The 10,385-nt window shown below is 65.8% G+C and carries 9 protein-coding genes and 1 pseudogene; 3 read left to right on the top strand and 7 right to left on the bottom strand.

All coding sequences use genetic code 11. The features are described from left to right. Together WBF82_RS10710 and WBF82_RS10705 are read right to left on the bottom strand one after the other, a co-directional pair. Positions 1-125, bottom strand: a pseudogene (locus WBF82_RS10710) (EstA family serine hydrolase); the annotation flags it as partial. Between the two features lie 53 nt (positions 126-178). Next, on the bottom strand, positions 179-1,105 hold the full coding sequence (locus WBF82_RS10705; RefSeq protein WP_424383014.1) for an LLM class flavin-dependent oxidoreductase: 927 nt from the start codon (positions 1,103-1,105) through the stop codon (positions 179-181). Between the two features lie 67 nt (positions 1,106-1,172). Here WBF82_RS10705 and sppA point away from each other — a divergent pair, with 67 nt between their 5' ends. After that, positions 1,173-2,966, top strand: a complete 1,794-nt coding sequence (gene sppA / locus WBF82_RS10700) for a signal peptide peptidase SppA (protein WP_424383013.1) — start codon at positions 1,173-1,175, stop codon at positions 2,964-2,966. Here the strand turns inward: sppA and WBF82_RS10695 are convergent, their stop codons facing one another. The 3 genes from WBF82_RS10695 to WBF82_RS10685 are packed head-to-tail and all read right to left on the bottom strand — an operon-like array spanning position 2,967 to position 5,752. Next, positions 2,967-3,881 carry a class I SAM-dependent methyltransferase gene (locus WBF82_RS10695; protein WP_424383012.1) on the bottom strand — a complete coding sequence of 305 codons (915 nt, stop codon included), beginning with the start codon at positions 3,879-3,881 and terminating at the stop codon, positions 2,967-2,969. Positions 3,882-3,888: 7 nt separating this feature from the next. After that, positions 3,889-4,806, bottom strand: coding sequence for a class I SAM-dependent methyltransferase (locus WBF82_RS10690; protein ID WP_424383011.1), 918 nt, complete (start codon positions 4,804-4,806; stop codon positions 3,889-3,891). A gap of 10 nt (positions 4,807-4,816) precedes the next feature. Further along, positions 4,817-5,752 (bottom strand): class I SAM-dependent methyltransferase, encoded by a 936-nt coding sequence (locus WBF82_RS10685; protein ID WP_424383010.1) that lies wholly within the window; start codon positions 5,750-5,752, stop codon positions 4,817-4,819. A 133-nt stretch (positions 5,753-5,885) separates the two neighbouring features. Between WBF82_RS10685 and WBF82_RS10680 the strand changes: the two genes are divergently transcribed. Further along, the gene (locus tag WBF82_RS10680) at positions 5,886-6,662 is read left to right on the top strand and encodes an SDR family NAD(P)-dependent oxidoreductase (RefSeq protein ID WP_424383009.1); all 777 of its coding nucleotides are present in this window, start codon (positions 5,886-5,888) and stop codon (positions 6,660-6,662) included. Then, positions 6,659-7,873, top strand: a complete 1,215-nt coding sequence (locus WBF82_RS10675; protein ID WP_424383008.1) for a zinc-dependent alcohol dehydrogenase — start codon at positions 6,659-6,661, stop codon at positions 7,871-7,873. The genes WBF82_RS10680 and WBF82_RS10675 overlap by 4 nt, the downstream gene beginning before the upstream one ends. A gap of 75 nt (positions 7,874-7,948) precedes the next feature. Here the strand turns inward: WBF82_RS10675 and WBF82_RS10670 are convergent, their stop codons facing one another. Both WBF82_RS10670 and WBF82_RS10665 read right to left on the bottom strand, forming a co-directional pair. Next, entirely contained in the window at positions 7,949-9,958 is a 2,010-nt protein-coding gene (locus WBF82_RS10670; protein WP_424383007.1) for a fatty acid desaturase, read from the bottom strand. Positions 9,959-10,088: 130 nt separating this feature from the next. Further along, positions 10,089-10,385 (bottom strand): helix-turn-helix domain-containing protein (locus WBF82_RS10665; protein WP_424383006.1); only part of this gene is annotated, 297 nt, incomplete at its 5' end.

Raw genomic sequence — 10,385 nt, 5'->3', positions numbered from 1 at the left:
GCGACAGCGGCCCCAACTTCATGCCCGCGCGCGAAGTTGGCGCGAAATGCGTCAGCGACCTTGCCGTAACCCTCGTCGACGTCTCCGTCGATCAATTCCGGCGACACGGTGACTTTGAGAACCATTGAGTCGTTATACCGCGGTCGGCCGGTCGACGGTGGGCAATTGGGGCATCGGCTCAGCGCAGCTGCGGAATCACCTCTGCAGCAAGGCGTTCCATCTGCTCGCGATCCTCGGCGAGGTCAGGGCCAACCGGGTTGAGCAGGATCATTTCGGCGCCGGCGTCGATGACGTCACGCAGCCCGGCTGCGACGTCGTCGGGCGTGCCGGAAACCGGTACCGCCTCGATTCCGGGCATCGAGCCGTAGATGCGGTGCAAACCGGCGAGCACCCGCTCACGCGCTGTGGCGGCGTTGTCGTCGACCATCAGGTAGACGCGTTTGCCGATGCTGAACTGGGCGGGATCCTTGCCCTGTTCGGCCAGCTCGTGGCGCACCGTTTGCACGGCCTCGCCGAATTTCGCGGTGCTCGACGAACCCGCACCCAGGAACGCGTCGCCGTGACGCACCGCCCGGGCCAGCGCCTTGGGGGCCTGGCCGCCGAACCAGAGCGGCGGATGCGGCCGCTGCACGGGTTTGGGCTGGATCGGCAGATCGTTGACCTGGCGGAACCGGCCGTCAAACGTCACCCGCGGCTCATCGGACCAGGCCGCCTTCATCAACTCCAGGCCCTCGGTGAAGCTGCTGATGAAGGTGGCCTTTTCCACCCCGAACGCGCCGAACTGGCGAAAGCCGCCGCCGGGTGCAACGCCGACATCCAGCCTGCCGTGGCTGAGCCGATCGACCGCGGCCACCGCCGAGGCCAGCTGGAGCGGATCATGCAACGACGAGACCAGCACGGCGACGCCCAGCCGGAGCTGCTCGGTGCAGGCCGCGGCGTAGGCCAGCAGTTCCAGCGGCGCCAACAGCGGTGCTTCGCCGACAATCTGTTCGAGCGTCCAGCCGCCCTCGAATCCGAGCTCCTCGGCCCGGGTCAGGTAGTCGCGCTGACCGGCCGCGTCGAAGCCGGCGGAATCGAATTGATGGATTGAGATGGAGAATCGCACCCCGCCACCGTACGGCCCACCCTCCGCCGGCACGGCGGGGCCGCTGGTCATCGGTAGGCTCGACACTATGTTTGCTTTCCTGCCCGACCCGCCGGGTGTTGACGAGGTCCGCGCTCTGGCTCGCCGGGTCGACACCGCCCGCCACCACGGCGTACCCAGAGGGTGCGTGCTTGAACTGGACCTGCGCGCGGCGCCGCCGGAGACCGGCGGCTTCGACCCGCTGGCGATCATCACCGGCGGCGGCCGTCCATTGGTGCTGCGCGAAGCCATCTCCGCGCTGCACCGCGCCGCCGACGATCCGCGGGTCGCCGGCCTGATTGCGCGGGTGCAACTTCCTGCCGCTGCGCCGGGGCCGGTTCAGGAGCTGCGGGACGCGATCGCCGCGTTCACCGCGGTCAAGCCGTCGCTGGCTTGGGCCGAGACTTATCCGGGAACGCTGTCCTACTACCTGGCCTCGGCGTTCGGTGAAGTGTGGATGCAGCCGTCGGGAACCGTCGGGCTGATCGGTTTCGCTACCAATGCGCTGTTTTTGCGTGACGCCCTGGAGAAGGCCGGCATTGAAGCGCAGTTTGTCGCGCGCGGTGAATACAAGTCTGCGGCAAACCTTTTCACGCAAGACCGCTACACCGACGCGCATCGCGAAGCCGACACCCGGCTGCTGGAAAGCCTGCGCGCCCAGGTCTGGCAGGCAGTCGCCGGCTCGCGCAGGATCAGCCTGGATTCACTCGATGCGCTAGCAGACCGCGCGCCGCTGCTACGCGAAGACGCCGTCAGCTCGGGGCTGGTCGACCGGATCGGCTTCCGCGACGAGGCGTATGCGCGCATCGCAGAACGTGTTGGCGCCGAAGGCCTTTCACCCGAGGCCGGGGATGCCGACGCCGACGACGCACCGCCGAGGCTGTATCTGAGCCGCTATGCCCGCGCAACCGTGCCGGGCGGACCGTCGTTGCCGTCGGTGCCGGGGCGCAAACCCAAGACGACTATCGCCGTCGTCACCCTTGCCGGCCCGATCGTCAGCGGCCGCGGCGGCCCGCGGATGTTGCCGTTCGGCACCCCCAGCGCCGGCGGCGACACCATCGCGGCAGGCCTGCGGGAGGCAGCCGCCGACGATGCAGTGTCAGCGATCGTGTTGCGCGTCGACTCCCCGGGCGGTTCGGTCAACGCGTCGGAAACCATTTGGCGCGAGGTGCGCAAGGCGCGTGACCGGGGCAAGCCGGTAGTGGCCTCAATGGGTGCGGTCGCCGCGTCCGGCGGCTACTACGCCTCGATGGGCGCCGACGCGATCGTGGCCAACTCGGGAACGATCACCGGTTCGATAGGCGTGATCACCGGCAAGCTGATCGCCCGGGACCTGAAGGGCCGCTTGGGCGTCGGGTCGGATTCGGTGCGCACCAACGCCAACGCCGACGCCTGGTCGATAAACGCACCGTTCACCCCTGAGCAGCACGCCCAGGTCGAGGCCGAGGCGGACCTGTTCTACACCGACTTCGTGCACCGGGTTGCCGAGGGCCGCAAGCTGAGTGTCGAGGCGGTAGACGCGGTCGCCCGAGGCCGGGTCTGGACCGGTGCAGATGCTCTCGAGCACGGATTGGTCGACGAACTCGGCGGCCTAAGGACCGCGGTGCGTCGCGCAAAGGTGTTGGCGGGCTTCGACGAAGACGCCAAGGTCCGCGTTGTCGGCTATCCGGGCTCGTCGCTGTGGGACTTCCTGCGGCCGCGCCCGTCGTCGCAACCGGCGGCCGCGTCGTTGCCGGATGCGCTGGGCGCATTGATCGGCCAGTCGGTGGTCGGGATTATCGAGCAGGCCGAGCGGGCGTTCAGCGGTGCCAGCGTGCTGTGGCTGGGAGAGTCTCGTTTCTAGCTAGCGCGCGAGTGTGCCGCTGACGTAGATGATTTCGCCCAGCGGCTCGTCATCCTCGGGGGCGGGAATCTCGAATCCTTCGCGGTGGAACAACTCGGCACGTGGGGTATCGACGACATCCCATCCCTTAGCGCGCAGGTATTCGATGACGTGGCTGCGCCCCTCGGTGTACACCAACGACGGCATATCGATGTCGATACCTTGCTCGCGAAACTGTGCCGTCATCTCGCTAACCCGGTCGGGATCCAAATCTTTAAGGCCTGGAACATATTCGGTGGCGATGGTGCTGCCCGGGGCGCTCATCGCGGTGATGTTGTCGAACAATCGGTCCTGGGCATCTGGCGGCAGGTAGATCAGCAGACCCTCGGCCAGCCACGCCGTGGGCGCTTGCGCGTCAAAGCCGGCGGCCTGGAGTGCGGCAGACCAGTCGAATCGCAGATCGATGCCGACCGGACGGCGCTCGGCAGTAGGCTGCGCGCCGATGTCGGCCAGCGTGGTCGTCTTGAACTCGATCACCTGTGGCTGATCGACCTCATAGACCACGGTTTCGGCCGGCCAATGCAGCCGGTAGGCCCGCGCATCCAGACCGGATGCCAGGATCACCACTTGACGCACACCCGCGTTGACGGCCGCCAGCAGATAAGAGTCAAAGTACTTGGTGCGCACCCCAATTCCGTTGACGATGGTCTGCATCCGGGCCGGCGATGCGTTCTCGGTGGCAGAGAAGTCGACCAAGCCGTCGACCATCTTCACGAAGAATTCCAGCCCGACCGCGCGGACCAGCGGTTCGGCGAACGGATCGTTGATCAGCCCACGGGGATTCTTGGTCGCCAGCGCGCGGGCTGCCGCGATCATCGTCGCGGTCGCGCCCACACTCGATGCCAGATCCCAACTGTCGTCATGAGTTCGTGCCATGTCCGCCCTATCCGAGGATGGCGGCGACATAGGACATGTCCCGAAACATCGCCATCGACTCGTCGTCCGGGAAGGTAAATCCGTTGCGCTGGTAGAGCTCCGGGGCGGGGTGCGGGGTGACCTGCCAGCCGTGGCCGGTCAGGTAGTCGATCACGATACTGCGCTCGCCCTGGTAGAACAGGTCGCCCGGGTTCATGTTGAAACCTGCGCGCCGCCACCGTTCGCCGATGCGCTGCACGCTCTCCTCGGAGAAGGCATCCGGGTTGCCGATGTGCTCGGTGGCGAGCTGACTTCCCGGCGCGCTGAGCGCGGTGATGTTGTCGAACAATCGGTCCTGGGCCTCCGGCGGCAAGTAGGGCAATAGGCCTTCGGCGCTCCACGCCGTCGGCTGGTTCACGTCGAAACCCGCGTCCCGCAACTCCGCTGGCCAGTCGTATCGCAGATCGATGCTGACCGTGTGCCGCTCGGCGGTCGGCTCGGCGCCGAGATCGGCCAAGGTTGTGGTCGTGAAGTCGATCACCTGGGGCTGGTCGATCTCGTAGACCACCGTTCCGGCCGGCCAGGCCAGTCGGTAGGCCCTGGTGTCCAGGCCAGACGCCAGGATGACCGCCTGCCGAATCCCGCCTTCGGTGGCGGCCAAGAAGAAGTTATCGAAAAACCTTGTGCGCACCGCCATTTGCTCAGACCGCGTTCGGCGGTTCAGCACCGGGTCATCGTCCAGGCTGACCTCGCCGTCGACAAGGCGGATGAACGGCGTCAAGCCCACAGCACGGACCAGCGGATCGGCCAGCGGATCATCGAGCAGCGGGTCGGGGCCTTGCGAGGCAATGGCACGCGAGGCGGCAACCATCGTCGCGGTCGCTCCCACGCTTGATGCCGGGTCCCAGCTGTCGCCGTCGAATCGTCCGGATTGGGCCTGTGTCATGTGATGACTCCTACTTTTTGTCGGTCAGTATGCCGCTGACGTAGAGCCGGTCGGCAAACGGGAAGTCGTCGTCAAGCGGCGGAAGCCCGTTGGCCGCGAACAGCTCTCGTGTGCTGCGGCCGGTGATCTGCCAGCCGCAATCGGACAGGTAGGGTGCCGCCTCGTTGCGGTCGCCGAAATAGATCAGCTCAGTCATGTCGAGATCGAGGCCGTGCTTACGCCAGCGCTCGGAGACGGTCCGCATGTGTTCCTTGAGACGCTCGCGCAGGGCGTCATCCCGCCGGGGCATGCTTTCGGTAGCAATCCGGCTGCCCGGCGCGGACAGCGCGGTGATGGTGTCAAGCAACCGATCCTGCGCCTCAGGTGGCAGGTAGCCCAGCAGCCCCTCAGCGCTCCACGCCGTCGGCTGGTCGGCGTCGAAACCCGCCGCGCGCAACGCAGTTGGCCAGTCGTCGCGCAAATCGATCGCAACCGTGCGCCGGTATGCGGTGGGCTGCGCGCCCATCTCGGCCAGCGTGCGGGATTTGAATTCGATGACTTGTGGCTGGTCGATCTCGTACACCGTGGTGCCATCGGGCCAGGACAACCGGTAGGCGCGGGAATCCAAACCCGACGCCAGGATCACCGCCTGCCTGATGCCTGCTTGCGTCGCGTCGAGAAAGAACTCGTCATAGAACTTGGTGCGGACCGCCATGTTGTCGGTCATCCGCGGCATGCTCCGCGACGAACTGTCGCTGTCGTCCTGGAGGTCGGCGGGGTTCAACTCGCCGCTGACCAGCCGGACGAACACGTCCACGCCCACGGCGCGCACCAGTGGCTCGGCGAACGGATCGTCGATCAACGGGTGCTCGGCTTTGCTGGCCATCGCGCGCGAGGCGGCGACCATCGTGGCGGTCACGCCAACACTTGATGCCAGATCCCAGGTGTCGTTGTCGGTGCGTGCCATCGCTACCTCTCTGCACGGAGGCGGGTTGATACTTAGCCAATGTAACGAGCTTAGCACGCCGCCGAATAGCCTCTTATGCAGGCATATTGCCGAAACCGGTGTGATAGCTGGCCATTCGCGCCACGCTTTGGCCATGGCGTACGCGGTAGCAGGAAAGCGGGTGGTGATCACCGGCGCGTCGTCGGGTATCGGCGCCGACCTGGCGCGACGGCTGGCCAGCGGGGGAGCGGTGGTGGGACTGATCGCCCGCCGCGCCGAGCGTCTTGCCGAGGTGCTGGCCGACTACCGTAGCACCTCGGCGGACTCGACGATGTGGGTAGCGGATCTGGCCGAAACGGCGACGGTGGGCGAGTTGGCGTCGCGGGCGTGGGACGAGCTGGGCGGCATCGATGTGCTCGTCAACAACGCCGCGATACCGAAGCGCCGGGCGGTCGCTGCGCTGGACCCGGGCGAGGTCGAGGAGGTGATGCGGGTCAACTTCCTCGCCCCGGTGCGGCTGATGCTGGCCGTTTTGCCGCGGATGCTGGAACGCGGCCACGGCGTGATCGTCAATGTGTCCAGCATGGGTGGCCGGCTGGGCATCATCCACGAGGCCGCCTACTGCGCCAGCAAGTTTGCGCTCTGCGGCTGGAGCGAGTCGATGGCCGTCGACCTGCACGGCACCGGTGTGTGCGTGAAGCTGATCGAGCCCGGGCCGGTGGACACCGAGATCTGGGATCGGCCGGGCAGCGAGGAACCGCTTTACCAAGGACCCAAGGTGCCGGCCGATGAGGTGGCCGACGGCATCATCGCGGCGCTGGGCAGCGACCGTTTCGAGCACTATCTGCCGGACATGAAGGCGGTCGTCGACGCCAAAAACGCCGACCTGGACGCCTACATCGCCGGTGCGGCCCAGATGGCACCGCGATGAAAGCGTTGGTGTTCGGGGTCCCGCCGGAGCCGTCGCCGGGGCCCGACGACGCACTGACCCGCAGCCCGATTGCACTGCAACAAGTGGCGGATCCTGGTCTGCTGCATGATGATTGGGTGATCACCCGGCCCCAGCTGACCGGTATCTGCGGTTCGGACTCCAAGCAGATCTTGCTGGATTTCGGCGAAGGTGACGCCGACAATGCGATGGCGGCTTTCTGCTCGTTTCCGCAAGTGATGGGCCACGAGGTGGTTGCCGACGTGGTCCGGGTGGGGCCGAAGGCCCGCGGCCTGGAGGTGGGTCAGCGTGTCGTGCTCAACCCGTGGCTGTCCTGCGGGCCGCGGGGGATCCAGCCGCCCTGCCCGGCCTGCCAGGATGGCGACTACAGCCTGTGTTGGAGCTTTTGCGACGGCGACATCAAACCCGGGATCCACACCGGGGTGTCGGCCGACGTGACGGGTGGCTACGCCGAGCTGATGGCGGCCCACGACAGCATGCTGTTCGCGGTGCCCGAATCGGTGCCCGACGAGTTGGCGGTGTTCGCCGACCCGTTTTCGGTGTCGCTACACGCCATCACCCGCCACCCGCCGCCGCGATCGGGCCGGGTCCTGGTCTACGGCGCCGGCTCGCTGGGGTTGTGCGCGGTCGCGATCCTGCGCGCGCTCTATCCGGACGTGGCGGTCGCGGTGGTTGCCCGCTTTGATGCCCAGTCGCAGCTGGCCCACCGGTTCGGCGCAACGATTGTGCTGGCGCATGAGCCCCGGCTAGCGGTCATTGAAGAGTTGGTGAATTGGGGTGGTGGCCGGTTGTGGCAGCCGCTGCAGGGATTGCCGATGGCACATCCCGGAGCTGTTGACGTCGTCTACGACACTATCGGAAAACCGGAAACGTTCGAGGTCGGAGTGCGGGTGCTGGCTTCGCGGGGGACGCTGGTGAAGGCCGGTGTGCACGCACCGGGCCGGTGGGAGTGGAGTCCGTTGTACTTCAAGGAGATCAGCTGGGTGGGCTCCAACGCGTTCGGTGTCGAAGAGGTCGAGGGGCAGCGCAAGCACGCGATCGAGCACTATCTCGACTTGGTTGTCGACGGCCGAATTGATCTGCGTCCCATGCTGACTCACACCTTCGCGCTCGACCAGTGGCGGGACGCCTTCCTGGCCATCGCAAACCAGGGCGAAAGCGGCGCGGTGAAGGTCGCCATCGACCAGCGCTAGCTTTCCCCGCGAGCCGGACTAGGCCGGGCGCGCGGCGCGGTCGCGACTGCTGGCGGATCCTGCGCATGTGTTGGCTCAGCTGTCGTAGTCGACCGTGACCGTTGGCGTGGTGGGATGGGATTGACACGTCAATATGAAGCCGGCCTCGAGCTCGGCTGTGTTAAGTGCAGAATTTTGCTCCATCGATACTGCTCCTGTCGTGACCCTGGCTTTGCAAGTGCCACATGCGCCGCCAAGACAGGCATACGGCGCGTCGATGTTGTTTTTCAGCGCGGATTCGAGGACGGTCTCACCCGCTGCGAGTTCCACGGTGTGAGCCGCGCCGGACAGAGTGATGGTCACGTCGGACTTGGGAAAGTCATCGACGTGTGTGAGTTGCTTCGTGCCGCGGAACAGTTCGAGGTGTATCCGCTCGGTCGGAACCCCAACAGACGCGAGGTCGTCGCGCATTGTCGTGACGAGCTCGCTCGGGCCGCACAGGTACCACCGGTCGATCGAAGGGGGGTCGCTGGCGAGCAGCCGTTGAACCATCGCCAGGTCGACGCGGCCGCGAAGAGAGGCGGGGTGGTGCGCCTCGGCTGAGCGGACGTGGAAGATGCGTAACCGGTCTGCGTATCGAGATTCGAGCTCATCAAGCTCGGTGGTGAACATGGTCGACTCTGCCGTTCGGTTGCCGTAAAAGAGGGTGAAGCGGCTCTCGGTCTCGATCTCCATCGTTGTGTGCACGATCGACAGGATGGGTGTGATCCCGCTCCCGGCCGCGACCGCCACATGGTCGCGCCGAGCGAGTGGATCAAGCGGTGCGCCGAAGCTACCCGTGGGCGTCATCAGCTCCAGGACGTCACCGGCTCGCAGTGTTTCGACCGCGAAGGTTGAAAACATCCCGCCGTCGATGTGCCGTACTCCGATCGCCAGTTCTCCCGATGTGGCCGAGGTGCAGATCGAGTAGTTTCGTCGCACCTCCTTCCCACCGATGCGGTGTTTAACGGTCAGGTGCTGGCCCGCCTGGAATTGGAACTGGTCGCTGAGGTGATCGGGAACGTCGAAAGTGACTTTGACGCTGCCTGGAGTCAGGGGCTCGACGCTTTTGACAGGGATCATATGGGTGCTGGCATGGCGTGCCGCGGAGGAACGCGGCATTCGGACTGGGAGCAGTGCAGCTAGTTTGCCGTTGAGGCGTTTCCACTCGCGGTACTGGGTGGCGTCGAGCTGCTGGCCGAACACGGTGCTTATCGCCGAGTCGCGCTCGAGGTACGGGATCTCGTTGCGTCGCCAGGCCGCGACGTAGCGGTAGAAGGGGATAGAGGGGTGCAAGTGGTGGACCAGGTGATAGTTCTGCGACAAGAGCAGGGGAGTCAGGATCCACTCCGAGCCGACGCGATTGCGGGTCGCCCGATAGCGGTTCTGGCGTTGGGTGTCTTCCAGGTCGTGGTGGGGTAGCCAGTCGAACCACCAAGCCAGCACGAACACCGCCACCCGCTCGGGAATCAGATAGATCAGCGCGAGCGTCCACAGATGTCCGGTCAACGCGGCCAACACGATCACCGTCACCGAGAAGGCCATCAAGGCCACCGTTTCGAGAATCTCGGCGCGTGGGCGCCTGCGCACGTTACGCACCAAGAAACTGATGTATGGCAGGTCCATTGCCGGGAAGCGGATGGGCAGCTGCCACCGGGGCGCAGCGCTGACGAAGTGATCGGGATCGAACTCACCGTCATTGGTGTTGCGGTGGTGCTCAATATGGATGAACGCGAACGACCTGAATGAGATCAGAGGCGAGACGAAGAACATTGCCACCCGACCGAAGGCGACGTTGACCCGGCGATGTGAGCTGATCGAGTAATGCGACGCGTCGTGCAACACGGTGAACAGGACGAAGATTGCTGCGGCGCTCGCGGCGATCGTGGCGATCGCAGGCAAAGTATCAGTGAGGGCAGCCCACGTTGATGCGCCGAAGAGCGCAAGCGCACATGTGAAAATGCCGACTATCGGCCAGGACAGCGTCGGAACCTGCTCGCCCGGATCAGGCAAGGCATGCTGCGAGGGCGCTGCTGCGGGTTGGGATTGTTGAGTCGTAGTCAACATCGGACTCCTCGGTCGCGCTTCGGGATGAGATGCCAACCTACAAACCGCCGGTGTTGGTCAACAAGGCCCTCCCAGCCCTACGCGGTGTGCTGCGAGCACATCCAGCGCGCTCGGGCTCCTGCCAGTGAGGCTATGACTCGGGCAACACCGAGGCCCCCAGCACGTCGCACACGAGTAGGGCGGCGTGCAGTTCGGCGACTTTGACCGTTGCGGGCCGGCCCCTGCGCTCTTCGGCACGACGCACCCTTTGCAGGACCGTGTTCTTGTGGATTCCCAAGGCGCGTGCTGCGGTCGTCAGACTCCCTTGCGCGTCGAGAACAGCCAGGAGTGCGGCGCGCTCGCCGCGCTCTTTCGCGTCGTCTCGTGCCAGATCGCCGAGCTGAGCGGCAACGAAGGCCCTCGCCGCATCCAGGTCGCGCGAGATGGC

Source organism: Mycobacterium sp. (assembly GCF_049673265.1).
Taxonomy (GTDB): Bacteria; Actinomycetota; Actinomycetes; order Mycobacteriales; family Mycobacteriaceae; genus Mycobacterium.
This window is presented reverse-complemented; position numbering and strand designations above follow the sequence as displayed.